Annotated in this window: 23 protein-coding genes and 1 pseudogene; 11 read left to right on the forward strand and 13 right to left on the reverse strand. The window is 71.7% G+C overall.

Features of this window, described 5'->3' with window-relative positions; genetic code table 11:
- Window positions 1–68: 68 nt before the first annotated feature.
- The gene (locus tag ACWEFL_RS26970) at window positions 69–902 is read right to left on the reverse strand and encodes a PhzF family phenazine biosynthesis protein (protein ID WP_451717195.1); all 834 of its coding nucleotides are present in this window, start codon (window positions 900–902) and stop codon (window positions 69–71) included.
- A gap of 325 nt (window positions 903–1,227) precedes the next feature.
- Here ACWEFL_RS26970 and ACWEFL_RS26975 point away from each other — a divergent pair, with 325 nt between their 5' ends.
- Window positions 1,228–1,827, forward strand: a complete 600-nt coding sequence (locus tag ACWEFL_RS26975) for a PadR family transcriptional regulator (RefSeq protein WP_451717197.1) — start codon at window positions 1,228–1,230, stop codon at window positions 1,825–1,827.
- 277 nt (window positions 1,828–2,104) lie between these two features.
- On the opposite strand, the gene ACWEFL_RS26980 is transcribed toward ACWEFL_RS26975, so the two are convergent.
- Window positions 2,105–2,299: a hypothetical protein gene (locus ACWEFL_RS26980; protein ID WP_451717199.1), complete on the reverse strand. Its 195-nt coding sequence runs from the start codon at window positions 2,297–2,299 to the stop codon at window positions 2,105–2,107.
- A gap of 263 nt (window positions 2,300–2,562) precedes the next feature.
- Between ACWEFL_RS26980 and ACWEFL_RS26985 the strand changes: the two genes are divergently transcribed.
- From ACWEFL_RS26985 to ACWEFL_RS26995, 3 genes are all read left to right on the forward strand, one after another.
- Window positions 2,563–3,210: a Clp protease N-terminal domain-containing protein gene (locus ACWEFL_RS26985; protein ID WP_451717344.1), complete on the forward strand. Its 648-nt coding sequence runs from the start codon at window positions 2,563–2,565 to the stop codon at window positions 3,208–3,210.
- A gap of 61 nt (window positions 3,211–3,271) precedes the next feature.
- Window positions 3,272–4,375 (forward strand): EamA family transporter, encoded by a 1,104-nt coding sequence (locus tag ACWEFL_RS26990; protein ID WP_451717201.1) that lies wholly within the window; start codon window positions 3,272–3,274, stop codon window positions 4,373–4,375.
- Window positions 4,376–4,530: 155 nt separating this feature from the next.
- Window positions 4,531–5,559 (forward strand): DMT family transporter, encoded by a 1,029-nt coding sequence (locus ACWEFL_RS26995; RefSeq protein WP_451717203.1) that lies wholly within the window; start codon window positions 4,531–4,533, stop codon window positions 5,557–5,559.
- A gap of 175 nt (window positions 5,560–5,734) precedes the next feature.
- Here the strand turns inward: ACWEFL_RS26995 and ACWEFL_RS27000 are convergent, their stop codons facing one another.
- Window positions 5,735–6,430 carry a pyridoxamine 5'-phosphate oxidase family protein gene (locus ACWEFL_RS27000; RefSeq protein ID WP_451717204.1) on the reverse strand — a complete coding sequence of 232 codons (696 nt, stop codon included), beginning with the start codon at window positions 6,428–6,430 and terminating at the stop codon, window positions 5,735–5,737.
- A gap of 36 nt (window positions 6,431–6,466) precedes the next feature.
- Between ACWEFL_RS27000 and ACWEFL_RS27005 the strand changes: the two genes are divergently transcribed.
- Window positions 6,467–7,798, forward strand: coding sequence for an aminotransferase class I/II-fold pyridoxal phosphate-dependent enzyme (locus ACWEFL_RS27005; protein WP_451717206.1), 1,332 nt, complete (start codon window positions 6,467–6,469; stop codon window positions 7,796–7,798).
- Here the strand turns inward: ACWEFL_RS27005 and ACWEFL_RS27010 are convergent.
- A complete protein-coding gene (locus ACWEFL_RS27010; RefSeq protein WP_451717346.1) occupies window positions 7,789–8,886 on the reverse strand; it encodes a DMT family transporter in 1,098 nt (365 codons plus the stop codon). The genes ACWEFL_RS27005 and ACWEFL_RS27010 overlap by 10 nt on opposite strands.
- Window positions 8,887–8,960: 74 nt before the next feature.
- Between ACWEFL_RS27010 and ACWEFL_RS27015 the strand changes: the two genes are divergently transcribed.
- On the forward strand, window positions 8,961–9,974 hold the full coding sequence (locus ACWEFL_RS27015; RefSeq protein WP_451717208.1) for a LysR family transcriptional regulator: 1,014 nt from the start codon (window positions 8,961–8,963) through the stop codon (window positions 9,972–9,974).
- A 132-nt stretch (window positions 9,975–10,106) separates the two neighbouring features.
- On the opposite strand, the gene ACWEFL_RS27020 is transcribed toward ACWEFL_RS27015, so the two are convergent.
- Both ACWEFL_RS27020 and ACWEFL_RS27025 read right to left on the reverse strand, forming a co-directional pair.
- Window positions 10,107–10,565, reverse strand: a complete 459-nt coding sequence (locus ACWEFL_RS27020) for a Rieske (2Fe-2S) protein (protein ID WP_451717210.1) — start codon at window positions 10,563–10,565, stop codon at window positions 10,107–10,109.
- Between the two features lie 102 nt (window positions 10,566–10,667).
- Entirely contained in the window at window positions 10,668–12,842 is a 2,175-nt protein-coding gene (locus tag ACWEFL_RS27025) for a prolyl oligopeptidase family serine peptidase (RefSeq protein WP_451717211.1), read from the reverse strand.
- A 239-nt stretch (window positions 12,843–13,081) separates the two neighbouring features.
- On the opposite strand from ACWEFL_RS27025, the gene ACWEFL_RS27030 reads away from it, so the two are divergent.
- A complete protein-coding gene (locus ACWEFL_RS27030) occupies window positions 13,082–13,813 on the forward strand; it encodes an alpha/beta hydrolase (protein WP_451717213.1) in 732 nt (243 codons plus the stop codon).
- Window positions 13,814–13,910: 97 nt separating this feature from the next.
- Window positions 13,911–14,246 carry an SbtR family transcriptional regulator gene (locus tag ACWEFL_RS27035; RefSeq protein WP_451717214.1) on the forward strand — a complete coding sequence of 112 codons (336 nt, stop codon included), beginning with the start codon at window positions 13,911–13,913 and terminating at the stop codon, window positions 14,244–14,246.
- 56 nt (window positions 14,247–14,302) lie between these two features.
- Here the strand turns inward: ACWEFL_RS27035 and ACWEFL_RS27040 are convergent, their stop codons facing one another.
- Window positions 14,303–14,797, reverse strand: coding sequence for a DUF6328 family protein (locus tag ACWEFL_RS27040; protein WP_451717215.1), 495 nt, complete (start codon window positions 14,795–14,797; stop codon window positions 14,303–14,305).
- Between the two features lie 350 nt (window positions 14,798–15,147).
- Here ACWEFL_RS27040 and ACWEFL_RS27045 point away from each other — a divergent pair, with 350 nt between their 5' ends.
- The 3 genes and pseudogenes from ACWEFL_RS27045 (at window position 15,148) to ACWEFL_RS27055 (ending at window position 16,900) form a co-directional block, all read left to right on the forward strand.
- A complete protein-coding gene (locus ACWEFL_RS27045) occupies window positions 15,148–15,615 on the forward strand; it encodes a hypothetical protein (protein ID WP_451717216.1) in 468 nt (155 codons plus the stop codon).
- A 232-nt stretch (window positions 15,616–15,847) separates the two neighbouring features.
- A pseudogene (locus ACWEFL_RS27050) lies at window positions 15,848–15,958 on the forward strand (HipA family kinase); the annotation flags it as partial.
- Between the two features lie 483 nt (window positions 15,959–16,441).
- Window positions 16,442–16,900, forward strand: a complete 459-nt coding sequence (locus tag ACWEFL_RS27055; protein ID WP_451717218.1) for an RrF2 family transcriptional regulator — start codon at window positions 16,442–16,444, stop codon at window positions 16,898–16,900.
- Window positions 16,901–17,216: 316 nt separating this feature from the next.
- Here the strand turns inward: ACWEFL_RS27055 and ACWEFL_RS27060 are convergent, their stop codons facing one another.
- Genes ACWEFL_RS27060 through ACWEFL_RS27085 form a run of 6 tightly spaced genes read right to left on the reverse strand, consistent with a single transcriptional unit; the run spans window position 17,217 to window position 24,129 of the window.
- A complete protein-coding gene (locus ACWEFL_RS27060; RefSeq protein ID WP_451717220.1) occupies window positions 17,217–19,991 on the reverse strand; it encodes a fumarate reductase/succinate dehydrogenase flavoprotein subunit in 2,775 nt (924 codons plus the stop codon).
- 11 nt (window positions 19,992–20,002) lie between these two features.
- The gene (locus ACWEFL_RS27065; RefSeq protein ID WP_451717222.1) at window positions 20,003–20,797 is read right to left on the reverse strand and encodes an ABC transporter ATP-binding protein; all 795 of its coding nucleotides are present in this window, start codon (window positions 20,795–20,797) and stop codon (window positions 20,003–20,005) included.
- Complete coding sequence (locus ACWEFL_RS27070; RefSeq protein WP_451717224.1) at window positions 20,781–21,722, reverse strand: ABC transporter permease; 942 nt, start codon at window positions 21,720–21,722, stop codon at window positions 20,781–20,783. The genes ACWEFL_RS27065 and ACWEFL_RS27070 overlap by 17 nt, the downstream gene beginning before the upstream one ends.
- Window positions 21,719–23,065 carry an ABC transporter substrate-binding protein gene (locus ACWEFL_RS27075; protein ID WP_451717226.1) on the reverse strand — a complete coding sequence of 449 codons (1,347 nt, stop codon included), beginning with the start codon at window positions 23,063–23,065 and terminating at the stop codon, window positions 21,719–21,721. Before ACWEFL_RS27075 ends, ACWEFL_RS27070 begins: the two co-directional genes overlap by 4 nt.
- A 14-nt stretch (window positions 23,066–23,079) precedes the next feature.
- The gene (locus tag ACWEFL_RS27080; protein ID WP_451717228.1) at window positions 23,080–23,307 is read right to left on the reverse strand and encodes a 4Fe-4S dicluster domain-containing protein; all 228 of its coding nucleotides are present in this window, start codon (window positions 23,305–23,307) and stop codon (window positions 23,080–23,082) included.
- A gap of 33 nt (window positions 23,308–23,340) precedes the next feature.
- A complete protein-coding gene (locus ACWEFL_RS27085) occupies window positions 23,341–24,129 on the reverse strand; it encodes a GntR family transcriptional regulator (protein ID WP_451717230.1) in 789 nt (262 codons plus the stop codon).
- Between the last annotated feature and the right edge of the window lie 272 nt (window positions 24,130–24,401).

The raw sequence follows: 24,401 nt of genomic DNA on the forward strand, positions 1-24,401 counted from the left end.
GAACCGGTCCGTACGCCCCTCTCCGTGCCGGGCGGGATCACGGCTGTGCTCCGGACGGGGCTCCGAGGTCAGGGAGTGGTCAGAAGTTCGCCGTCGATGACCGTCACGGCCCGGCCGGTGAGCAGGGTGCGATCGCCGCGCAGGGAGGTGCCGACCAGGCCGGAGCGGGCGGATGCCTGGAGCCCGGTCAGTTCCGTACGTCCGATGCGCGCCGACCAGAACGGCGCGAGGGCGGTGTGGGCGCTGCCCGTGACCGGGTCCTCGTCGATGCCGACCCGTGGGAAGAAGCAGCGTGAGACGTAGTCGTAGCCGCCCGCCGGGTCCTCGGCCGCCGCTGTGACGATGACCCCGCGCCGGGAGAGCGCGGCCACGGCGACCAGATCCGGGGTGAGTTCGCGCACGGTCTTCTCGTCGGCGACCTCCAGAAGGAGGTCGCCGACGTGCTGGCCGGTGTCGTGTACCGAGATCACCCGCGCGCCGATGGCGTCCGCGACCGCGTCCGGGACCCCGACGGGGGTGAGCGGGGAGGTGGGGAAGTCGAGCGTGATGGAGCCGTCCTCATCGGCGGCGGCGGACAGGGTTCCGCAGCGGGCGGCGAACCGGACCGTGCCGCTCGCGGTGCCGGTGGTGTGCAGGACATGGGCGGTGGCGAGCGTCGCATGGCCGCACATGTCCACTTCGGTGGCCGGGGTGAACCAACGCAGGGCCCAGTCGGCGCGGTCCTCGCGGGCCGAGGCGGGGAGAGGGTGGGCGAAGGCGGTCTCGGAGAGATTGACCTCGGCGGCGACCTGCTGGAGCCAGGAGTCGTCCGGGAAGCGGTCGGCTCCGGGGAACAGCACGACGGCGGCGGGATTTCCGGCGAAGGGGCGGGGGGTGAAGGCGTCGACGAAGTGGATGCGCATAGGGGGACGGTAGCTGTGCGGGTAGTGGGCGGGCCAAGGCCAAACGGGCGAGGGTGGCCGTTTCCGACGTGCTCCTCGGCGGCGGATCCGGGTGCGACGTGGAGTACGTCCAGGGCGCCGGCTTCTCTCCGCACGGGCCGCTCAGTCCGACGGATGTCCCGACGGGTGGCCTGACGGAAAACCTGACGGAAGACCTGTTCCGGTGCCGAGCGAGGGGCCGGCCGGTCGCCGAGGGGGCCCGCCGTACGGCCGAGGCTTGTCGGGCGAGCTATTCCGATATATCGTTGACGCATCGCGACAGATCAACGATGGAAGGAGCGTAGCGATGCGTTCACATGGACACGAACACGGACATGGGCCTTGCGGGCCCGGCCATCAGGGTCGGGGCGGTTTCGAGGGACGCCGGGGCGCGTTCGGGCAGTTCGGTCCGCCGTTCGGCGGCGGGCCCTTCGGCGGCGGGCACGGCCGTGGCGGTGGCAGGGGGAGGGCGCGGCGCGGTGATGTGCGCGCGTCGATCCTGGCCCTGCTGAAGGACCGCCCGATGCACGGGTACGAGATGATCCAGGAGATCGACGAGCGCAGCGGCGGGGCGTGGAAGCCCAGCCCCGGCTCGGTCTACCCGACACTCCAACTGCTGGAGGACGAGGGGCTGATCGTCAGTGCGAGCGAGGGCGGCAAGAAGCTGTTCACGCTCACCGACTCCGGACGCGCCGAGGCCGAGTCGGGGCCGGATGCCCCGTGGGAACAGGCCGGGCGCGGTGTCGACTGGGAGACGGTCAACGAGATCCGGCAGGCGGGCTGGGGGCTGATGGAAGCCTTCGGCCAGGTCTGGAAGACCGGAAACGCCGAGCAGCGCCGGAAGGCCGTCGAAGCGATCAACGAAACCCGCAAGAAGCTCTATCTGATCCTCGCCGACGAGCACTGACCCGACGAGCACTGACCCGTGGCGACGGCCGAGGGTCCGCGCACCCCTTGGGTTCCAACGGTCCTCGCAACACCCGCGATCTGTGGGAGTTGCGAGGACCGTGGGCGTCGGTCGGCTGGCCCGCCGAGTCCGCATAGTGATTCATCGAGTGCGGCGGTCGCCGAATCCTCGAGTGGCCATACGGCCACCCCTTCTTCAGGTATCAGGCTTCATATATCGGGTCACGGTGCCGCGGAACGTAGCCGTACCGGGTCGAGCATTCAGTACTGATGAACAGTCAGATCTGTTCGATCAGCTGGTGGTGCCAGATCTCGGCGGAGTCGAAGCAGTCGGAGGCGCGGGGGTGCGGTCCCTCGTCATGGCAGTGGAAGGCGGCCCAGAAGAGATCCGCGGGCAGCGCGCAGGCCGGCGCGTACACCCGGTAGACGTACTGCCGCCCGTCCACCGCGAGCAGAGCGACCATCCAGAACATGCACGGGGGGACGCTCTCCCGGTGTCGGTCGGTTGCCCGCCGGACGCATGTGTACGGGGCATACGGCTCGCGGTGCGGGTGTGCGGCAAGGCGGCGCGCGCGGTCAGGGGGAGATCTCCGCGATCTCATCCGTAAGGAGGAGGAAACGGTCGGGCGTACCCACCTCCGGTGGGATGGGCAAATGGCCCCAGACGGGGACGCACGGCCTTTCGGCGGCTGATGAGGTGGGTTATGTGGAGAGCTCAGACCCCCGACGGCCGCGACTGCCCCGGCAGCGCGCCGTCTCGCGTGCGGAATCCGACACCCGGCTCACCCCTGAACTGGCCTCGGTGGTCGAGGGCGCGCGCCGCAGAGCCCTGCGCGACGGGGACCGGCAGGTCGACACCGCTCATCTGCTGCACTCGCTGATCGAGTCGGACCCGGAGGTCCGTGAGCTGTTCGGGCCGGGACCGCAGATCGCGCGGGTGCTCGGCTATCTCGTTCAGCGGAGCATCGGCTACGGACTGCGGTGGCAGGGGTCGGTGGAGGACTCGGGCGCGCTCCCCGTCGTACGCGATGCTCCGGACGGCGCCTGCGTCGGCGCGGACCCCGACCGGCTCACCGACCCCGACCGGCTCACCGATCCCGACCGCGTCACCGGGATCGAGCCCGGGGTCCGCGTCGGTGCCGGTGACGGTGACGGCGGCTGGGGCGCGGGCTGGTCTCCCTCGGCGGCGGCCGCCATGGAGGGGGCGCTGAAACGCGCCGAGGAGTGCGGCAACGCGCGGGCGACCGGTGTCGATCTCCTCGCCCGCCTCGCCGCAGATCCGGGGTGCCGCGCGATGGAGGTACTGAGCCGGGCGGGCGTCGACGCGGAGTCGCTCGACGACCGGATTCGGCGGGACTACGAAGGGCTGGCCGCCGCCGAATGATCCGCGTCTCGCCATGCGTCACAGGGTCGACGGTACTGACGCGCGCTGACATGATGTGCCGATGCAGGCGTCTTCGGGAAAGAGCGCGGGACTGGCGATAGCCCTGGTCTCGGCGTTCGCGTTCGGTGGTTCGGGTGTGGCTGCCAAGCCGCTGATCGAGGCGGGTCTGGACCCGCTGCACGTGGTGTGGCTGAGGGTGACGGGCGCGGCGCTGATCATGCTGCCGCTCGCCTGGCGCCACCGCGATCTCGTACGCCGTAAACCTGTGTTCCTGCTCGGCTTCGGGCTCCTCGCCGTCGCCGGAGTGCAGGCGTTCTACTTCGCCTCCATCTCCCGGATTCCCGTCGGGGTCGCGCTGCTCGTCGAGTACCTCGGCCCGGCGCTGGTCCTCGGCTGGATCCGCTTCGTACAGCGCAGGCCCGTCACCAGGGCTGCCGCCGTCGGCGTGGTGCTCGCGGTCACCGGTCTCGCGTGTGTCGTCGAGGTGTGGGCCGGGCTGAGCTTCGATGTGCTCGGGCTGCTGCTCGCGCTGGGCGCGGCGGGCTGTCAAGCCTGCTACTTCATCCTGTCCGACCACGGCAGCGACGGCGAGGAGCGGGCGAACCCGCTGGGCGTCATCGCGTACGGGCTCCTCATCGGCGCGGCGGTGCTGACGGTGATCGCGCGTCCGTGGGGCATGGACTTCTCGGTGCTGGGCGGGGACGTGGCCATGGGCGGGACACCGGTCGCCGCCTGGCTGCTGCTCGCCTGGGTGGTGCTGCTCGCGACTGTTTTCGCCTATGTCACCGGAGTCGTCTCCGTACGGATGCTGTCGCCGCAGGTGGCGGGGGTGGTGGCATGCCTGGAGGCCGTGGTCGCGACCGTGCTGGCATGGGTGCTGCTGCGGGAGCATCTGTCGCTGCCGCAGATCCTGGGCGGTGCGCTGGTGCTGGTGGGGGCGTTCATCGCGCAGTCCCAGGCCCCGAAGCCGCCGTCGGGGCCGATCGCCTCCGGGCCGGGCAAGGGCGTCTCCCGGCCGAGGACGCCCGCTGACGGGATCTCGCGCGGGGGCTTGGACGAGGGCTCGCGCGGGGGGACGGATGGCGTACCGGACGGCGGGGGGACGCATGGGGTTACGGGAGGCGTCGCGGACGGGGAGTTGTCGGCCGGGCACGCGGGGACGTAGTCTCACGATCATGCATTCGACCGTCCTTCCGCCGCCCGCGTCGTAGCGCGCGGCCGTTGACGAAGACCGGGCTCGGGTAGTCCCGAGCGGCTCTTCGCTGTCCGCGTGCCGGAGCAGAGCGAGAAGCCATCCCGTTCTTCACACGGAGACCACACGTGTCGAATCTCTCTTCCACTCCTGCCGTCGTCGTGCCCGCGCGGCCGTCCGCGCCCGCGCCCGTCGGGCGGAGCCTGCTCTATCTGATCTTCGCCGGGGTCGCCTGGGGGACGGCGGGGGCGGCCGCCTCGCTGGTCTTCGAGGCCAGCGATCTCGGACCGCTCTCCCTGTCCTTCTGGCGCTGCGTCGGAGGACTCGTGCTGCTGTTGGGTGTGCTGGCGCTGCGCGCACGGCGTGCGTCCGCGACCGCGCACCCCATCGGGTCCACAGCGTCCCCAGCGTCCACCGGGCCTGCGGCGGTCGTCGAGCCGAGGCGTCGGAGGCTGATACGGATCCTCGGTACGGGGCTCGGGCTGACCCTCTTTCAGAGCGCCTACTTCGCCGCCGTGCAGGCGACGGGCCTCGCCGTGGCCACGGTGGTCACCCTGGGCGCGGGTCCCGTCCTCATCGCGGTGGGCGCGCGGCTGACGATGGGCGAGCGGCTCGGGCGCGGCGGTCTCGTGGCCGTCGGCGGGGCGCTGGCCGGTCTGGTGGTTCTGGTGCTCGGCGGCGAGGGCGGTACCGTGCGGCCGGCAGGGATCGTACTCGCGCTGCTCGCCGCTTCCGGATACGCCGCGATCACCCTGCTGGCGCGCTGGCTGGGGCGGGACGGCGGCAGCGATTCCGTGGCCACGACGGCATGGGCGTTCGCCGTCGGCGCGGTCAGTCTGCTGCCGATGGCACTGGCGGAGGGACTCATCCCGCACACCGGGGAACCGGCCCGCGTGCTGTGGCTGATGGTCTACGTGGCCGCCGTGCCGACGGCGTTGGCGTATGTGCTCTACTTCGCCGGCGCCGCCGTCGTACGGGCCGCGACCGTCTCGGTGATCATGCTCCTCGAGCCCGTGAGCGCCGCGGCGATCGCCGTGACGCTCCTGGGCGAACACCTGACGGCGGCGACCGTGTCCGGTACCTTGCTGCTGCTCTCGGCCGTGGCCGCGCTCGCGCTCGCCGAGGCGCGGATGGGGAGACGGAACGGCGCGGATTGAACTCGCGGGACCGGCGCGGTCCGGTTCCGGGGCGGGGCGGCTCCTCGCGCCGGACCAGCTCCTCGTTCCGGACCAGCTCCTCGTTCCGGTTCGGGCCCTCGTTCCGGTTCGGCTTCGCGAGCCGGGGGCGGGGTGCGGGGACCGGTCCGGGGCCCGCCGCCTCCCTGGCCGACCGTCACAGTGTCGCGATGTACTCCGGCACCCCGGTCGAGGGCGCCAGACCGTCGGCGGGGACCGGCGGCCCGTACGACGACGTGAGCGGTACGACTCCCGCCCAGTAGGGCAGATCCATGTCCTCCGGGTCGTCGTTCGGCGGCCCGGAGCGGTGCTTCGCCGAGACCTCCGTGAGGTCCAGCCGGATGACCGCCGTCGCCGCCAGTTCCCTGGCGTTCGCCGGGCGGGAGTCCCGGGAACGGCCCGGAACCGCCTGGTCCACCAGGGCGTCGAGGGCCGTGCGCTTCTCCTCGGGGTCCGTGACCTGGTGGGCCCGGCCGTGGATCACCACCGAGCGGTAGTTGATCGAATGGTGGAAGGCGGACCGCGCGAGAACCAGGCCGTCGACATGCGTCACGGTCAGGCACACCGGGAGACCGGGGTCCGGTTCGCCCGCCATACGGAGTGGCCGGGAGCCGGTCGAGCCGTGGACGTACAGCCGTTCGCCGAGCCGGGCGAAGAGCGTCGGCAGCACGACCGGTGCTCCGTCCCGTATGAAACCGAGATGGCAGAGATACGCCGCGTCGAGAATCGAGTGCACCACCTCGCGGTCGTACGAGGCCCGCTCGCGGAGGCGGGTGGGCACGGTGCGGTCGGTCGGCTCGTACGGATGTTGCCGCTGCTCGTGTTCGCGTGTGTGCCCGGTGGCGTCCCGCATTGGCGTCCTCCATTGTACTAGTGCATAATGTGATTTGTGCTAGGAGAATACCGGATCGAAGGTCGGCGTGCATCGGACATCGCCGCCGGCATTGAGCGCGCCGTCGGGACGGGTGAACTGGAGCCGGGGCAACTTCTGCCGCCCATGAGGGAGTTGGCGGGCCGGCTCGGGGTCAATCCGAATACCGTCGCCGCCGCCTATAGGACCCTGCGCGAGCGCGGGGTGATCGAGACCGCGGGCCGGCGGGGCAGCCGGGTGCGGCCGAGGCCCGTCAGTACCTCGCGCGGGTCCATCAGGGTCGAGGCCCCACCGGGGGTGCGGAGTCTGAGCGAGGGCAACCCCGACCCCGCGCTGCTGCCGCCGCTGCGCGAAGCGCTCTCCGCCGCGGCCCTGCACCATGAGCACCGGCCCGGACTGTACGGGCAGGCCACCGTCGACCCGGAGTTCGGCCGCCTCGCGCGCGCCGCGCTGGACGCCGACGGGGTTCCCGAAGGCCCGATCGCCGTCACCTCCGGTTCACTGGACGCCATCGAGCGCGTCCTCGCCGCGCATATGCGTCCCGGTGATTCGGTCGCCGTCGAGGATCCGGGCTGGGGAAATCTGCTCGACCTGCTGCCGGCGCTCGGGCTGAAGCCCGTCCCCGTCCCGGTCGACGACGACGGCCCGCTCCCCGCCGGAGTGGAGAGAGCCCTCGGCGCGGGGGCCGGGGCGATCATCGTCACCGACCGCGCGCAGAACCCCACCGGCGCGTCCGTGGACGCCGAGCGCGCCCGTGACCTGCGTACCGTCCTCGCCCGCTTCCCCCGGACCCTGCTCATCGAGGACGACCACGGTCACGGGATCGTCGATCTGCCTCTGCACCCCCTCGCCGGGGTCACGGACAGCTGGGCCTTCGTCCGCTCCACTGCCAAGGCGTACGGCCCCGACCTCCGCGTCGCCGTGCTGACCGGCGATCCGGTCACCGTCGACCGCGTGAGCGGGCGGCAGTTCGTCGGACCCGGCTGGGTCAGCAGGCTGCTCCAGCGTGCCGTCGTCCACCTCTGGGCTTCGGAGGCGGTCGATCCGCTCGCGGTCGCGGCCGCGTACGGGGAACGGCGCGACGCCCTCCTGCGCGCCCTGGCCGAGCGCGGAGTCGAAGCGCACGGCCGCAGCGGAATGAATGTATGGGTGCCGGTCGCCGACGAGACGGGCACGGTGGCGCGGCTGCTCCAGGCCGGATGGGCCGTCGCACCCGGAGCGCGCTTCCGGATCGCCGCGCCGCCGGGGGTACGGATCACCGTCTCGGGCCTGACGCCGGACGAGGTCGGCCGGATCGCCGACGCGCTGGCGTCGGCGGCCGAACCGGCGCGGGTACGCAGCTACGGCTGAGCGGCCGGCGACTGAGAAGGGTTCGACTGCTGTGGTGCGGGTGCGGGTGCGGGTGCGGGTGCGGGTGCGGGTGCGGGCGTCGGTGTCGGCATAGGCGTGCCGGTTGCGGCTCGGGGCCCGGAGCCGTCCGACGCGGCCACCGGCCCGGACACGGGAACCGTCGTGCGCGCCGCGGCGGGCGTCCTCGACCGGGTCTGTGTCAGCGCCGCGCCCACCAGGATGATCAGCGCGCCCACCGGTGTGTTCCAGTCCAGACGCTCGCCGAGGACCACCACACCCGCCGCCGTGGCGATGACCGGGATGAAATAGGTGACCATCTGTGCCGTCGTCGGTCCGACTTCGTCGACCAGCCCGTACTGGAGCAGCAGCGCGAGACCCGTGCCCAGCGCGCCCAGTGCGACGACCGCCAGCAGGGGAACGAGCGGGAAGGACGTCGGCATCGCGGTGAACAGCGGGGTGACGACCGCGAGCTGACCCGTGGCGAGAAGCAACTGGGCTCCGGTCAGGGAGAGATGCGAGTCCCTACTGCCCGCCAGCGTCCGGCGTATGTAGATCCAGCCGATCGGATAGCTCATCGCGGCGAGCAGCGCCATCGCGGTACCGCCGAGGTCGAGCCCGGCGAAGCCCTGCCACGCGCCGAGCACGGTCAGCACCCCGAGAAAGCCGATGCCGAGTCCGGCGAACCGGCGGCGGGTGGGACGGTCCTCCGAGAGGGCGACCAGGGAGAGGGCCATTCCCCACAGCGGCGACGTGGCGTTGCAGATGCCCGCCAGAGTGGACGGAATCGTCAGCTCCGAGTACGCGAACAGGGAGAACGGCAGGACGCTGAGCAGGAACGCGGCCACCGTCAGATGCAGCCAGGTCCGTCCTCCGCGCGGCAGCCGTTCCCGCCGTACGGCCATGGCCACGGCCAGCACCGCCGTACCGAAGAAGAGCCGGCCGAGGGTGACCTGGAAGGGCGCGAACGCCTCGGTGCCGACCTTGATCAGAAGGAAGCTGAAGCCCCATACGGTGGAGAGGACCGCGAAGCGGACCCGCCAGTCGAGCCGAGGGCCGCGGAGGGCGGGAGAGTGCGCGGCGGTGGTCATGGTCTCCAGCTTCGACCGTTCGATCTCGTAGAACAAGCGAGAATTCATTGCCGCGTTCTTTTAGTATCGCTTATATGTTGAATCTGGAGCGCCTGCGAACGCTGGACGCCCTCGCCCGCCACGGCTCCGTCAGCGCCGCGGCCGACGGACTGCATGTCACGACCTCGGCCGTCTCCCAGCAGATGGCCAAGCTGGAGCGGGAAGTGGGGCAGCAGCTCCTCGCCAAGCACGGGCGGGGTGTACGGCTCACCGACGCCGGGCTGCTCCTCGCGGACCACGCGGCGCGCATCCTGTCCCAGGTCGAGCTGGCCCAGGCGGATATCGAGGCGCAGCGCGGGCGGGCGGTCGGGGACGTCAGGGTCGGTGCGTTTCCGACGGCGGCGCGCGGGCTCTTCCCCGGGATGATCACGAGACTGCGTGCCGAGCACCCCGAACTGCGCGTCCGGTCACGCGAGCTGGAGCCCGCGCGGGCGGTCCAGGGAGTCGTCAGAGGAGATCTCGATCTCGCCGTGGTGCTGGACTGGAACAACAAGAGGCTGCCGATCCCCGGCGGGCTGGCGCAGGCGCATCTGCTCGACGACGCGGCCGATGTCGCGATGTCCCGCGACCATCCCCTCGCGGGCCGCTCCGAGGTGGATCTGGAGGACTTCGCCGAGGACGACTGGGTGTCCTGGCCCCAGGGCGAGTTCTGCCACGAGTGGCTGGTGTTCACCCTCCGCTCGAAGGGCGTCGAGCCCCGCATCGCGCATCTCGCCGCGGAACACCACACCCAGCTGGCCCTGATCGCCGCCGGGTGCGGTGTCTGTGTCACCCCGCGGCTCGGGCGCGGTCGTGTGCCCGAGGGGATCGCGTTCGTTCCCGTACGGCAGCGGGTGCGGCGGCATGTGTACGCGGTGTGGCGTGCGGACGCGGACCGCCGCCCTTCGATCAGGGCGACGGTCGAAGCGCTCCGCGCGGCGGCTGAGGGGGGAGCGCTCCGCGCGGCGGCGGAGGGGGACGCGCTCCGCGTGGCGGCGGACCGGGTCGCCCACACGGGTGCGGGAGCCGCGTCCGGCGGGGGCCACGGCCCTACCGTCTCAGAGCACTGACATGCGGGCGACCGTCCGCCGAAACGGTGGCCGCCCGGCGGATGCGCTGCTCGGCGCATGCGCTGCTCGGCCGTGCGGGGCCCGCCCGACGGACGGGACTTCGGCGAAACCGCCTTGGCGAGCTTGATCGCGTCAGGCCAGCTTGATCGAGTCGCCTTCCACCTTGATCGACGCGGACGGCAGCGGAGCGGTCGCGGGGCCGCCCTTCACGCTGCCGTCGCCCGCGTCGAACCGGCTGTTGTGGCAGGGGCAGGTGATGACGTTGTTCTCGACGCCCTGGACCGCGCAGCCCTGGTGCGTGCACTTCGACGAGAACGCCTTGAACTCGCCCGCCCTCGGCTGGGTGATCACCACATCGCCGACGACCTTGCCGCCGCCCTCGGGGATGTCCGCCACCTTGGCCAGCTCCGTGCCGCCACCGCCGCCGCTGCCTCCGGCGCTGTCGCCGCCGCCTGCCGTACCGCTGCCGACGGCGCCGCCCTCGTCCTCGGCGCCGCACGCGGTCAGCGCCACCGTGAGACCGGCTCCGCCCACCGCCGCGACGACGGTCCGGCGGGTGACGGTCCGGGACGGCCCCTGCGATCCGGTCATGGTTGACGCTCCTTCTTGTCCGCGGTCCCAGTCGGCCGAACCCTTCGGCCGGTCGCTCCTTCTCGGTCTTCTACGGGCCCGTGCGCCGGAGAGTTCAGATTCTCAAAGATTCAAAGATCTCTTGAGGAAGTCCGCCTCCAGGAGCAGAAGGCTGCTCGCCTGGTCCTCACGGGTGACCATATGGCTCGTCCCCGAGAGCGGCAGCACACTGTGCCGCCGCCCGGCCGCGAGCAGCGCGGACGAGAAGCGCAGCGCGTGGGCGAAGTGCACATTGTCGTCCGCGACCCCGTGCACCAGGAGCAGCGGCCGGGTGAGCCGGTGGGCGTACGGGATCAGCGAGCTGCGTTCGTACGCCTGCGGGAACACCTCGGGATGCCCGAGGAACCGCTCCTCCCAGTGGGTGTCGTACAGCCCTCGCTCCGCGGGGGCGGCGCCCGCGACGGCGGCGTGGAACACCTCCGGCCGGTGCAGCACCGCACCGGCCGCGAGATAGCCGCCGAAGGACCAGCCGCGGATCGCGACCGCGTCCGGATCGAGATCGGGGCGGCGCTCCAGAACCGCGTGCAACGCGTCGACCTGGTCCTGGAGAGCGGGTGTCAACCGGTCGCCGTGGACGGCCTTCTCCCACTCCCCGCCCCGGCCGGGAGTGCCGCGCCCGTCCGTCACCAGAACGGCGAACCCCTGCTCGGCGAACCACTGCGACACACACGTCCACCACGCGCGCGCCCGCACCACAAGCTGCATGCCGGGGCCCGCGTAGGGATTGAGCAGCACCGGCAGCCGCCCGGTGCCTCCCGCCCCACCCGGCTGTCCCGGCCGGCCCGAGCCCGGCTCGTACCAGGACGGGAGGAAGAGCTGGCTGCGCAACTCGCGCTCGCCCAGCGAGAGGAACACCGGCCTCGGAGTGAGTACCGGCTCCTCGGTGAGCACTTCGATCCGGCCGACCGGCTTCCCGTCGCGGAGCACGGTCACCGTCCTGCCTTCCCCGGTCGCGCTGTTCCGTACGACGGTGTCGCCGCCTGCGGCCGCCGAGTGCACACCCGGGCCCTGGCTGAGGCGGACGAACCCGGCGGCCGGGTCGTACGACCAGACGTGGAACTCGGTCGGCTCCTCGTTCGCCGTGAAGAACACCCTGTCCCCGACCGTCTCCACGACCTCGCGGACATGCAGCCCGGCCGGGGTCGTCGCATCGCCGATCCGCAGTCCGCGCACACCGTCGTCACCGTAGTGGGGGAGGACGAGGGCGCCGGACGAGGTACGGGCGGGAGTGCCCGGCAGCAGTTCCACCCATGCCGGATCGCGGTCCCGGTGCAGTGGCTCGGTCGCTCCGGTGGCCGGATCGACGGCCAGCAGGCACAAGGAGCGCTGGTCACGGGTCTGCACCTGAGCGAGCGGCCCGGATCCGTCCCAGCCGGCCGCGGTCACATACTCGAAGGCGGTGTCGGTCCACTCGCCGGGCGGGTGGAACTCCGCGTCGGCGGCGGAGGGCAGCTCCACCCGTACCCGGCCGCCGTCCAGCCCCAGGATGTGCAGCGACACCTCCGCGTTGGCCGTTCCCGCGACCGGATACGCGATCCGCCTCGGCGGCTTGGCGGGGTCGGCCGGATCGGCGAGGTACCACGATCGCACCGGGGTGTCGTCCACCCGCGCGACCAGGAGCGCGTCCCCGTCGGGCGACCACCAGTACCCGCGCGCCCGGCCGATCGACTCCGCCGCCACATGGTCGGCGAGGCCATAGGTCACCTCGGGGCTCTCGGGCGCGGCGAGCAGACGGTCGCCGGTGCCGTCGGCGCGTACGACATGGAGCGTGCCCCCGGTGACGTACGCGATGAAGGCGCCGTCCGGCGAGGGGCGCGGGTCGACCACCGGACCCGCGGTCACGATCCGCCGGGGCGACCCCGGACTCCCGCCGCCCTCGTCGGTCCGTACGGTCCAGAGCGCGCCGCCCAGCGCGAAGGCGGCCAGCCGGACTTCGGCGTCGGTCGCGTACGACACCACACCGGACGACCGCTCCCTGGCCCGCTCCCGGCGAACCCGTTCCGCCTCGGGCACCGCGTCCGAGTCCTCGCCCAGGGCCAGGGGGTCGGCGAGCATCCGCTCCCGCCCCTCCTCGTACGACCACAGCCTGCTGACCTTGTCGTCGCCGCTCGTCCCGCGGACGAACAGCACGCGTGAGCCGTCCGGTGAGACGGTGAAACGATCCGGTTCGCCGAGCGAGAAGCGCTGGGTGCGGGCGAACTGACGGGGGAACTCAGGGACCTTGACGTCGTCATCCATGGAAAATCGTTCGCATCCCGGACCCGGCGGTGGCAAGTGGATATGTGGATATCCCGACAGGCTCCGCTCCGGCGGGAATCGCACACGCGGGTGAAGCCGTTCGTGATACGTTCGACGTCGCCGCACGCCGTTGCGAACCGAGGAGGTGAGACCGATCAACGCTTCGACAGGTCGGGACTCCCTCCCTCGTACGGCCTAGGGAGTGCCCGCGGAAGGCATCCCGAAAGGCTTGAAACCCTATGCGTTTCATCTCAGAGACGTCGTCGGACGGCATCTTCGAACAACTCTTCGCGCTCGGTGAGATTCCCGGCGTCCTATGGACGCCGGAAGGCGCCGCCGGTACTCGTCCCCTCATCCTGATGGGACACGGCGGTGGCCGGCACAAGAAGGCGCCCGACATCACGGCCCGTGCGCGCCGATTCGTGACCGAGTGCGGCTTCGCGGTGGCGGTGGTCGACGTGCCGGGCCATGGCGACCGGCCGAAGGACGAGGAGTACGACCGGATCGCGACCGAGAATCGGGCCCGCGTGGACGCAGGAGAAGATCTGGCTCCGCTGATCGCCGACTTCCAGGCGCTCGTGGCTCGTCGGACCGTCCCGGAATGGCGGTCGGTGCTGGACGCGGTCCAGGGACTCGAACACGTCGGCGCCGGTCCGGTGGGCTATTGGGGTGTGTCGTTGGGGTGCGGACTCGGCGTGCCCTTCGTCGCCGCCGAACCCCGGGTCCGGGCGGCGGTGCTGGGCTTGGGCGGGGCGTCGGCTCCGGCCGAGGCCGCCGCGCGGATCACGGTCCCGGTCGAGTTCCTGGTGCAGTGGGACGACGAGCGGGTGCCGCGGGCCCGGAGCCTGGCGCTGTTCGACGCTCTGTCCTCCACCGAGAAGACGCTGCACGCCAACCCGGGCAAGCACGGGGAGATCCCGGCGTTCGAACTGGACAGCACGCTGCGGTTCTTCACCCGGCACCTCGGCTGACACCACCGCCCGTGGTCCGCGCCGCGCCGACCGGGGTCCGTTCCCGGTCGGCGCGTTCGTCGAGCGCGTCTGCGCCACGCAGGCCGCCGACCGGGGGGTGACCGAGGGCTTCACCGCCTGCTTCCCCGAGTCACCGGGCATGGAGGAGCCGCGTGCCCGGGCCGTGGCGGCCGTGGACGCGCTGATCCGACGCGCACAGGAACAGGGCAGCCTGCGGCCCGAATTGACGAGCGGTGACGTCATGCTGTTCCTGATGGCCAACGCCGGGGTGCTCTCGTCCACTCGCCACGCCGCGCCGGGCGCGTGGCGGCGGCTGGTCGCCCTGCTGCTCGACTCCTGCCGTCCCGGACCGGCGGCGCTGTCGCCGCTGCCCCCCGTTCCAGGCCCCGAGGAACTCCACGACGCGATGGTCGCCGCACGCCCCGGCCGCTGAGACCGGGATGTTCCCGCACGGTGCGATGCGGGTCAGGAGACGGGTTGTGGCGAGGGTCAGGGGATCGGGCGGCGCAGTGCTCTCGGGAGGGCGAACCACAGGCCGGTGAACATGACGAGGGTGGCGGCCGTGATCGCGAGAGCGGCGGTCCGGCCGAGGACGACGTTCATGATCAGCAGAACAGCGCCGTTGAGCGCGAGGGCGAGGAAGACCAGACCGAGTTCCGCGAGCCGGGCCGACAGCGCGACGATCCGGATCTTGGCACCCTTGTGGAACAGCGCTCGGTGCAGTGCGACCGGAGTCGCGAGCACCGCCGATGAGATCACCGTGAGCAGCAACGTCACCACATACGTGGCGCGTTCGAAGGTGTCGAGATTCGGGAACTGGCTGGTGAAGGCGATGCCGAGAAGAAAAGCGAAGACGATCTGCACACCGGTCTGCACGACCCTCAGTTCCTGGAGGAGTTCGATCAGATTGCGGTCCGCCCGCTCCGCGGGCGTCTCCGCGCCCAGCGGGGACCGACCGCCACCACCCGGCGGCATATGAGACATGGCGCTCATTGTTCTCCGGCCGCCCGGTCACGGCACGCGGCGCACCGCATCGCGTCCGAACGGGCTAAACGGTGTCCGACGTCAGACCTTCGAGGCCCGTCCCTCTCCGAAGACAGCCTTGATCGGCTGGCAGTCCGCACCTTGGATCACCACCGACACAGCCTCCCGCACGGCCTCGACCGCCGGTACCGCCACAGCCTCAACCGGCCCGGCAGCCCAGGAGGTCGACGACCGCTGTGTGCACGGATCGTCAAGTGACGTGCATTCCTCGTCATGTACCTCGCCCGCACCAGGCTGCGACCGTGGGATCCCTCGTTCCGGAACTCAGCGACGTCAGAAGGAGAAACACTGTGCGGAATCTGATCGGCCGTATACGCGGCAAGGCCCTGGCGATGGCGTGCGCCGGCGCGGTCCTCGGCGGACTGGCCATGGCCCAGCCCGCCCAGGCGGCGGCAGCCCCGACCTGCGCAACGCTCTGGAAGACGGTCAACAACTCGGCCGGGCATCTCGGCGGCTCCGTCAAGGGACACTTCTGCGTCAGCCCCGATACGGGCTACGCCTATCGCCACAACGGCCACGAGAGCTATGTGCATGACTTCGAAGCGGACGGAGTGGCCGCCCGCGCCTATGTGAGACACGGCGGGGTGACGAAGCTGATCGGCACGGACAACACCTCGAGCCCCTGGAGTACGACCCTGGACTCCTGGGATTCCTCCCCAGCCGACAACGGGCCCGATCTGAAACTGTTCGTGTGTCTCGGCACGGCCCGTCCCGGTGCCGCCGGCGCCCGGTGCGACTACGACTACATGCACGCCTGAGAGCCCCCGCCAGAGGATCGGCCTCCGCGACTTCCGGACCTCACGGCGGCGGATTCGCGTGCGTACACGGCGACGCCGGGAGCCGACCGTCTCATCGGTCGACTCCCGGCGCGGAATCCCGTCCGGGACTCCCCTGGATTCTCCCCAGGGCCGAGCGGGGGGATTTCCCGGCTGTACGGCGCTGATCCGCTTCCGCGGATTGGCAGGAAGTCGGGCCGTATAGCCTGGGGAAATGCTGACAGAGGTGACAGCGACCCGCCATGTCACGCCCCTGCGTAAGGGTGGTTCGCTCCCGGGCATCGTCGAAGCCGACGATCTCGGTACGTACGTCATGAAGTCGACGTGTTGAGGGGGTCGACCTGCAGCAAGACGGCGTCCTGCGTGGCTGACCGTGGCATGCCGTTGATGGGTCGCGGAAGAGCTTGTACGTCCAAGAATGGAGCAGGCGCTTAGAAGAAGCATTGGCCCGTCCGTTCGTCAGGGCGTCTGACCGCGGTTCCCGTCGCGGTCCGCGCCGACGACGGCCAGCGAGGCTCCACGGCGGCTGCTTGGCCGATGGGGTCTGGCTGTGGGCGGGTCCGGCTGGAGCTGGGACCGCACGTGAACTGTCGCCGTGTGGATTCAATGTCGGTCTGCTCCGGGAGCGGGGGATGGACCGGCTCACCGCTCGATCGTGGTACGCACGGTGGCTTCCGCCGACTCCCACGGACTGCGCGAGGTGGGCGACTACTTCCTCAACGGCGCGCGCCCGCCCTTCGCTCTTCCAGCCTGACCGGGAGGGCGACCGGCGCGGCGGGCGGACACGACTGTCATGGATAATCGCGGTATGCGTATCTCGGCGCGGGCGGACTATGCGGTGCGGGCGGCACTGGAGCTGGCCGCAGCAGGGAGCGAGGCATCGCTGAAGGCCGAGGCGATCGCCGCTGCGCAGGGTATCCCGCACAAATTCCTGGAGGGCATCCTCGGCGACCTGCGCCGGGGCGGTCTTGTGGTCAGTCAGCGGGGCGGCAAGGGCGGCTACCGGCTCGCCCGCCCGGCGGAGTCGATCGCGATCGCCGACGTCATCCGCGTCGCTGACGGCCCCCTGGTCTCGGTGCGGGGAGTGCGCCCACCCGGGCTCTCCTACTGCGGTCCCGCGGAGTCGCTGCTGCCGCTGTGGATCGCCGTACGCGCCAACGTCCGCAAGATCCTCGGCGAGGTCACCCTGGCCCACGTGGCCGCGGCCAAGCTGCCCGACGAGGTCCTGAGCCTCGCGGAGGACCCCGAGGCATGGACGAATCCCTGACCGACACCATCCCGGCGCGTCCGGACTGTCCGCGAGGCCGCAACACCTGCGCGGGCGCCGCGCGGACCGTCCTGTCGGCGCTCGCAGGTCCGCGTACCGCCCCGTTCCCGCTGACCAGCCCCACCGCGCCGGGCGAGACCCGGACCCGCCGCACAGACCACCTGGCAGCAGCTCCCGGACGAGAACGTCGACGCCCGGGTCTTCTCCGGCGTCCACACGAGGTCGGCCGACGAGTCGGGGATCACGCTCGGCACGAACGTGGCACGGTGCGTCGAGCAGAACACGGGACGCCTCCCGGCCGCACGGCGGCTCGCGGTCACAGCGCCCGCGCCGCGTAGGCCCTGACGTCGGCGTCCGGGTCCGTCGTCGCGCCGGCCAGGGCGGCTCGGGCGTCCTCGGCCGCACGATGCCGGGTCAGGGCCAGTACGGCGGCCTTGCGGACGTCGGCGTTCAGGTCGGTGAGGGCCTTGGCGAGGGCTGGGACGGCCAGGACGGAGTCCGCGACGGACAGTGCGGTGGCGGCCCCGGCCCGGACCTGCCAGGCAGGGTCCGACAGGGCCGCCTCGGCGCGTGCGGCCAGGGCTTCCGGGCAGCCCGTCGCGCCCAGAGCCTCGTAGGCGGCCCCCCGGACCAGGGCGTCGGGATCGTCGACGAGCGCGGCGAGAGCCGAGCAGACCGTGTCCGAGCCCGTGCCCATGGTGGCCAGGGCCTTGGCGATCGTGACGCGGACCTCGCGGGACGGATCGACGGCCGCTGCGCGGGCCACCTCGACGGAGGCGTCCACCGACACCAGCGCGCGCACGGCCGCGACGCGTACGGCGATGTCGGAATCCGACAGGGAGCGCGCGAACCACTCGGCGTCACCGAGGCGCAGGGCACGCAGTACGTCCAGTGCGGCGGCGCGGACGGCGGAGTCGGCCTCGGACAGGGCGGCGGCGAGACCGTCGCGCAGGGCCGGTTCCGGCGGCAGCGTCTCGGCCAGTTCGCGCAGTGAGGCGACCGCGGCGGCGCGGACGCCGGCGTCGGGATCGGTGAGCGCCGAAGCCAGAGCCGGTCCGGTGCCCGGGGGCGCGATCTCCGACAGGACTGTGACGGCCGTCCGGCGCACGCTGGACTCGGGGTCCGTCAAGAAGTCGGCGAGCACGGAGAGATCAGGCTCGTCCTCTGCGAGAGAGAGGAGTTCGAGCAGACGGGGTGTGGCCCGCGCGTCCGTGTCGGCCCGGGGGTGGGCGGCCGTGTCGGCCACGGTGGGTTCCCGCCGCAACGCCACCGGCGCCGCTTCCCGGGCCCCTGCCGTCGCCACACCTTCCGGGTGGACCTCGCCGACGTGCCGGGAGGGGCCGCCGAACGGGGTGAAGCCGTCGACCGGGACCAGGTAGGGAGCCACCGGACGGGCCGTGAACTCCATAGCCCCAGAGGGGGACTTGTACAGGTCGAGGTGGTGGAACCAGGTCGCGTCGTCGCGCTCGGGATGGTCGAGACGGTCGTGGTAGAGGCCCCAGCGGGACTCGGTGCGGGCCAGGGAGGCGCGCGCGGCCATCTCCGCGCAGTCGCGGATGAAGGTGACCTCGGCGCAGCGCATGAGTTCGTGCGGGGTCCGGGCCCCCATCGCGGCGATATCGTCCCGCATCCGCTCGAAGGCTTCCAGGGCCAGGGAGAGACGGGCGCCGGACTTCGGCGGGGCCACGTAGTCGTTCACGAAGCGGCGCAGCTTGTACTCGACCTGGGGCTGCGGCGGGCCCTCCGGGGTCCGCAGCGGGCGGTAGATCAGCTCGTGGGCCTCGCGCATCTGGTCCTCGGGCAACTCGCCCTCGTAGACCTGGTACTGGGAAGCGTCCGCTCCGGCCAGGTCCCCGAAGACGAACGCGCCGATCATGTAGTTGTGCGGCACGCAGGCCAGGTCGCCGGCGGCATACAGGCGGGGGAGGGTCGTACGGGCGTGGTCGTCGACCCGTACGCCCGATGCCGAGTGGCCGCCGCACAGGCCGATTTCGGAGATGTGCATCTCGATGTCATGGGTGCGGTAGTCATGGCCGCGACCGGCATGGAACGTGCCGCGCGTCGGGCGCTCGGTCGAGTGAAGGATCGACTCCAGGGCCGAGACCGACTCCTCCGGAAGGTGGCTCAGCTTCAGGTAGACGGGGCCCCGGTCGCTCGCGATCTCGGCCGCGAACTCGGCCATCATCTGGCCGGACCAGTAGTCGGAGTCGACGAAGCGTTCGCCGTGGCGGTTGACCTGGTAGCCGCCGAAGGGGTTGGCGACGTAGGCGCAGGCGGGGCCGTTGTAGTCCTTGATCAGCGGGTTGATCTGGAAGCACTCGATGCCGGTGAGTTCGGCACCCGCGTGGTAGGCCATGGCGTAGCCGTCGCCCGCGTTGGTCGGGTTCTCGTAGGTGCCGTAGAGGTAGCCGGAGGCGGGCAGTCCGAGCCGGCCGCAGGCGCCGGTCGCCAGGATCACGGCGCCCGCGCGCACCGCGACGAAGGCGCCCGTGCGGGTGTTGAAGCCGACCGCCCCCACCGCGCGCCGGTCCCCACCCTCGCCCGCCGTCAGCACCCGCACCGGCATCACCCGGTTCTCGACGCGGATCCGCTCGCGCATCTCGCGCCGCCGCAGCTGCCGGTACAGGACCTTCTTGACGTCCTTGCCCTCCGGCATCGGCAGGACGTAGGAGCCGGAGCGGTGGACCTGGCGGACCGCGTACTCGCCGTGCTCGTCCTTCTCGAACTTCACGCCGTACGACTCCAGCCGCCGCACCATGGCGAAGCCGCGGGTGGCGGTCTGGCGGACGGTGGACTGGTCGACGATGCCGTCGTTGGCGCGGGTGATCTCGGCGACGTAGTCGTCGGGTTCGGCGCGGCCGGGGACGACCGCGTTGTTGACGCCGTCCATGCCCATGGCGAGGGCGCCGGAGTGACGGACGTGTGCCTTCTCCAGGAGAAGGACGTTCGCACCGTGCTCGGCGGCGGTCAGGGCCGCCATGGTGCCGGCGGTGCCGCCGCCGATGACGAGGACGTCGCAGGTCAGCTCCTCGGCTTCGGTGAGAGCGGGGATCCGGAGGGGCTCCGTGGGCGTGTTCGCGCGGGTGTTCACCGGGGTGCCTTTCACGTGCCGAGCGAGATGAGGACGTCGCGGCGCAGGGCCGTGCGGGCCGGGTCGCCGAGGGCCGTACGGTCGCGCGGGCGCGGCACGTCCCGTACGGCGAGGAGGCGGCCGGCGCCGAGCAGGGCCACGCGGTCGCCGAGGAACAGGGCCTCGTCCACGTCATGGGTGACGAAGACGACGGTCGCGCCCGTGCCCCGCAGCACCTCCACCAGCAGATCCTGCATACCGGCGCGGGTCTGGGCGTCGAGGGCGCCGAACGGCTCGTCCATGAGGACGGCGCGCGGGCGCCCGGCCAGAGCGCGGGCCAACTGGGCGCGCTGGCGCTGCCCGCCGGAGACGCGATGCGGCAACTGCCGGGCGTGGTCGGCGAGTCCGACCCGGGCCAGCCACTCCTCGGCCTGGACGCGTCGTTCGGAGCGCGGGACGCGGCGGATGGCGAGCGGGAGTCCGACGTTGGCGCGCAGGGTGCGCCAGGGCAGGAGGGCGTCCTCCTGGAAGATCAGGGCGCGTTCGGCCGACGGGCCGGCCAGGGGGTGCCCGTCCTGGTCGATCTCTCCGGCCAGTGGGGGCAGCAGGCCCGCCAGGCTGCGCAGCAGGGTCGACTTGCCGCATCCGGAGGATCCGACGACGGTGAGGATCTCACCCCGCGCGATGACCAGGTCGACGCCGGCCAGAACAGGCGCGTCGGGGTGGCCGAGCGTGGCGGCGTGGAGGGTGAGCCGGGTGCCGCGTACGGACGACGGCGCCTGGTCCACCGTACGGAGTCCGGGCTGGGTGTCAGACGAGGTGTTCATCGCGTGCCTCCTCGGTGTCGGAGGACTGTCCGGTCCGTACGGCGGAGGCGGCGGCGGGGGCCGGCCGGGCGGGTGCGAGCGTGCGCGGTGCCGCCGGCCGGGTTCCGGGGACGTACGACGTGCGGGGCAGCCAGCGGGTCAGGCGTCGGCCCAACAGCTCGACGGTCGTGGAGGTGAGCCATCCGAGGACGCCGATCGTGACCATGCCGACGAAGACACCGGGGTAGTCGACGATCGTGTAGTCCTGCCAGGTGCGGTAGCCGACGCCGTACTGGCCGGAGATCATCTCGGCGGAGATCACGCAGATCCACGAGACGCCGATGCCGACCGACAGGCCGCCGAAGATGCCGGGCAGCGCGCCCGGCAGGACGACCGAGCCGAGGATGCGCCACCGGCCGCCGCCCATCGTGAGCACGGCCTCCTCCCACACCGGGGTCAGCGCCCGGACGGCGTGCCGGGTGGAGACCAGGACCGGGAAGAAGGCGGCCGTGAAGGTGATGAAGACGATGCCCTGTTCGTTGGAGGGGAAGAGGAGGATCGCGACGGGCACCAGGGCGATCGCGGGGATCGGGCGGACCACTTCCAGCAGGGGGCCCAGCAGGTCCTCGGCGAGCCGGGAGCGGGCCACGAGCACGCCGCCCGCCACGCCCAGCACCGCCGCCAGCAGGAAGCCGCCGACGATGCGGGTCAGGCTGTCGCCGAGGTCCCTCCAGTAGTCCGCCCCGGAGAGGCGGCCGGCGAAGGCGTGGGCCACATCGGTGACGGTGGGGAACTGCGAGAAGCGCAGCCACAGGTCGACGTCCAGGCCGGTCAGCAGCTGCCAGAGGCCGAGGGCGGCCGCGACGGCGGCCACCCGCAGCGCATACCGGCCGATCGGCGGGAGTGGCCGCCGGTAGCGGCCTGCTCGCGGCGCGGGCGGGTTCACGCGGCACGCTCCAGGGCGTCGGCGTAGGTGATGACGCGGGCACCGCCGTGCGCGGAGACATACGCCCGCGCGGTCGCCGGGGCGACGAACGGCAGGAGTTTCTCGCCGTCGGCCACCCAGACGGCCTTGTCGGCGAACCAGAGGGTGCCGGTGGTGGCGTCGGGCACGTAGGCGGCACGGATGCCGTCGCGGTGGGCGGCCACGTACGTCAGGAGCTCCGCCGGGGACTTGAACGCCTTGGTCTCCTCGGCGCCCTTGGGCCATGCCTCGCTCGCGGCCGCCGGGGGAGCCGCGGCGAGCCGCTTGTCGTACGACGTGCCGAGGGCCTTCTTCACGTACCGGTCGTCGACGAAGGAGTCCACGTCCACATCGCCGGTCAGCTTCGCCGCCTTCAGGACCGACACGTCCTGCTTGAGCGCGGAGACGAGCTGGGGCTTGACGGCCGGGTCGAAGGTGGAGATGCCGTGGGCGCCGTTGTAGAGGTAGACGACCTCGGCGGGCAGGCCGGTGGCCTTCGCGACCTTCTCGGCGGCGGCCACGGGATGGGTGTTGAGGTAGTCGGTGGCCTCGGCCTGGGCCTTGAGGAAGGCTTCGAGCACGGCCGGGTCGTTCTTGGCGAAGTCCTCGCGGGCGGTGACGCCGTGGAAAGTGGGCAGGTTCAGCCGGGCGCCGTCGTAGAGGGCCTTCGCCTTGCCCTGGTAGGTGAGCAGGCCGGGCCAGGCGACGAACTGCGACAGCGCGTCCGCGCTGCCCGCGGCCAGGGCCGACGCGCCCACGGCGGGCTGCTGGTTGAGCTTCTCGACGCCGTCGTTCGGGTCGACGCCGGCGCGCTGCAGGGCCCGTACGAGGGTGCCGTCGGCGGCGGAGCCGACGCTCGTGGAGATCTTCTTGCCTTTGAGGTCCTTGAGGGAGGTGAGCTTGGAGTCCGGGGCGGTCACGATGGTGTTGAGGCCGCCGCGGAGGTTGTAGCCGGTGACGGAGACCAGATGGGTGGGGCGGCCGAGTTGCTGGCCGCGGGCGGCGTTGATGAGCAGCGGGAAGTCGCCCATCGAGCCGATGTCGATCTTCCCGGCGGTCATCTGGGCGGTGATGGGGGCGCCGGTGGCGTAGTCCTGCCAGTCGACCTTGTAGGTGCGGCCGTCGTCGAGGGAGTTCAGCTGCTTCTCCAGGTAGCCGAGGGAGCGCAGGAGGGTCCCCGCGGTGACCGTGTTGATGGTCTTGGACTGGTAGCCGACGGTGACCGTGACGGTGGAGCCGTCAGCTCCGGCCGCGGCGTTGCCGCCGCAGCCGGTGAGCGGCGCGAGGAGCAGGGCGGCGGCTGCGGCAAGTGCTGGGCGTTTCATGGGAGTTCGGCCTTTCACCGGAGCAGGTAGGGCATGTTGACCGTGACGGCTCCGGTGGGACAGCGGGCCGCGCACGGGCCGCAGTACCAGCACTCGTCGACGTGCATGTATGCCTTGCCGTTGCTTTCGTCGATGGCGAGGGAGTCCAGCGGGCACATGTCCACGCAGAGCGTGCAGCCGTCGATGCACTTCGACTCGTCGACGGTCACGGGCACGTCGGCCCGGTGGGGCACCAAGGGCATGGCTGTCTCCAGGAATGTGCGCGAGTGGGGTGTTCACAGGGACCGGTGCAGCAGACCGCTCATCGAGATGCGGTCGCCGCGGAAGCGGATGAATTCCAGGTCGACGGGTCGCCCGTCGGCGAGGTACGTGAGGCGTTCCAGCATCAGGACGGCCGTACCCCGCGGTGCCTGCAGTACGGCGGCGGAGTGGGCGTCCGCGTTCACCGCCTCAAGGCTGATCTCGGCGTGACCGAGATACCGGCCGGTGAGTGTCTCCAGGAGCCGGAAGATGTCCGTGTTCTCCAGGTCCTCGCCGAGCAGGGCCGTGCCGATGTCGAGGGGGATGTACGTGAGGTCGAGGGACAGGGGCAGGCCGTTCAGCCGGCGCAGACGTTCGATGTAGAGGACGTCGGTGCCGGGTGGGACGTGCAGGCGGTCGGCCACCGGGGACGGGGCGGGGACGGGGCCCACGGTGCGGACCTCGTTGGTGACACGGCCGTGTTCGAGCAGGGTTTCCGCGAGGCCCATCAGGCGGTCGAGTCCGTGGGGGTACTTCTGGGCCACGACGACCGTGCCGACGCCGGGGAGGCGTTCGACCAGACCCTCGGCGCGCAGCAGGTCGAGGGCCTGGCGAACGGTGTTGCGGGAGGCGCTGTAGTCCGTGGCGAGGGTCGTCTCGTGAGGAAGCGCGCCCTCCGGGAACCCCCCGGCCAGGAGCTGGTGGCGGAGCAGGTCGGCGAGCTGGCGAGCCCGGTCCGCACGCAGCCGTCGCCGCGCACGGTGGGCGGCGACGGTGGTCGCGCCCTGGCCGGCGTGGTCTCGGATGCGGTCGGCGGGTGGCATGCTTCGGACCATACCTATCTGGTAGGGAAAGCGGTGTTGCTGGAGTGTTGCGCCACCTGACACATGGCCAGATGCCCGCCTGAACTGGGGTTTCGCAGGAAGGGCGGGGAGATCTGCCAGCGCCGGGGCCTACGGCGCCGACCACTTCCCCGGCCACGGTCGTCGTCGAGGCCGGCTATCTCGCGGGTGTCCTCGACGCGGCCCGCGCCGGACTGGGCGCCGCGCCGCTCGCCGCACCAGGTGGCCGACACCCCGAAGGGCCGACCCCGGTC

This window comes from Streptomyces sp. NPDC004838, from assembly GCF_053600955.1.

Bases quoted from the DNA above. Each gene is read 5' to 3' on its own strand.
- ACWEFL_RS27030 (WP_451717213.1), top strand. From the start codon at position 13,082: ATGCGTTTCATCTCAGAGACGTCGTCGGACGGCATCTTCGAACAACTC.
- ACWEFL_RS27010 (WP_451717346.1), bottom strand. From the start codon at position 8,886: ATGACCACCGCCGCGCACTCTCCCGCCCTCCGCGGCCCTCGGCTCGAC.
- ACWEFL_RS27025 (WP_451717211.1), bottom strand. From the start codon at position 12,842: ATGGATGACGACGTCAAGGTCCCTGAGTTCCCCCGTCAGTTCGCCCGC.
- ACWEFL_RS27075 (WP_451717226.1), bottom strand. From the start codon at position 23,065: ATGAAACGCCCAGCACTTGCCGCAGCCGCCGCCCTGCTCCTCGCGCCG.
- ACWEFL_RS26970 (WP_451717195.1), bottom strand. From the start codon at position 902: ATGCGCATCCACTTCGTCGACGCCTTCACCCCCCGCCCCTTCGCCGGA.
- ACWEFL_RS27080 (WP_451717228.1), bottom strand. From the start codon at position 23,307: ATGCCCTTGGTGCCCCACCGGGCCGACGTGCCCGTGACCGTCGACGAG.
- ACWEFL_RS27065 (WP_451717222.1), bottom strand. From the start codon at position 20,797: ATGAACACCTCGTCTGACACCCAGCCCGGACTCCGTACGGTGGACCAG.
- ACWEFL_RS27055 (WP_451717218.1), top strand. From the start codon at position 16,442: ATGCGTATCTCGGCGCGGGCGGACTATGCGGTGCGGGCGGCACTGGAG.
- ACWEFL_RS27040 (WP_451717215.1), bottom strand. From the start codon at position 14,797: ATGTCTCATATGCCGCCGGGTGGTGGCGGTCGGTCCCCGCTGGGCGCG.
- ACWEFL_RS27085 (WP_451717230.1), bottom strand. From the start codon at position 24,129: ATGCCACCCGCCGACCGCATCCGAGACCACGCCGGCCAGGGCGCGACC.
- ACWEFL_RS27020 (WP_451717210.1), bottom strand. From the start codon at position 10,565: ATGACCGGATCGCAGGGGCCGTCCCGGACCGTCACCCGCCGGACCGTC.
- ACWEFL_RS26990 (WP_451717201.1), top strand. From the start codon at position 3,272: ATGCAGGCGTCTTCGGGAAAGAGCGCGGGACTGGCGATAGCCCTGGTC.
- ACWEFL_RS27000 (WP_451717204.1), bottom strand. From the start codon at position 6,430: ATGCGGGACGCCACCGGGCACACACGCGAACACGAGCAGCGGCAACAT.
- ACWEFL_RS26975 (WP_451717197.1), top strand. From the start codon at position 1,228: ATGCGTTCACATGGACACGAACACGGACATGGGCCTTGCGGGCCCGGC.
- ACWEFL_RS27015 (WP_451717208.1), top strand. From the start codon at position 8,961: ATGTTGAATCTGGAGCGCCTGCGAACGCTGGACGCCCTCGCCCGCCAC.
- ACWEFL_RS26980 (WP_451717199.1), bottom strand. From the start codon at position 2,299: ATGTTCTGGATGGTCGCTCTGCTCGCGGTGGACGGGCGGCAGTACGTC.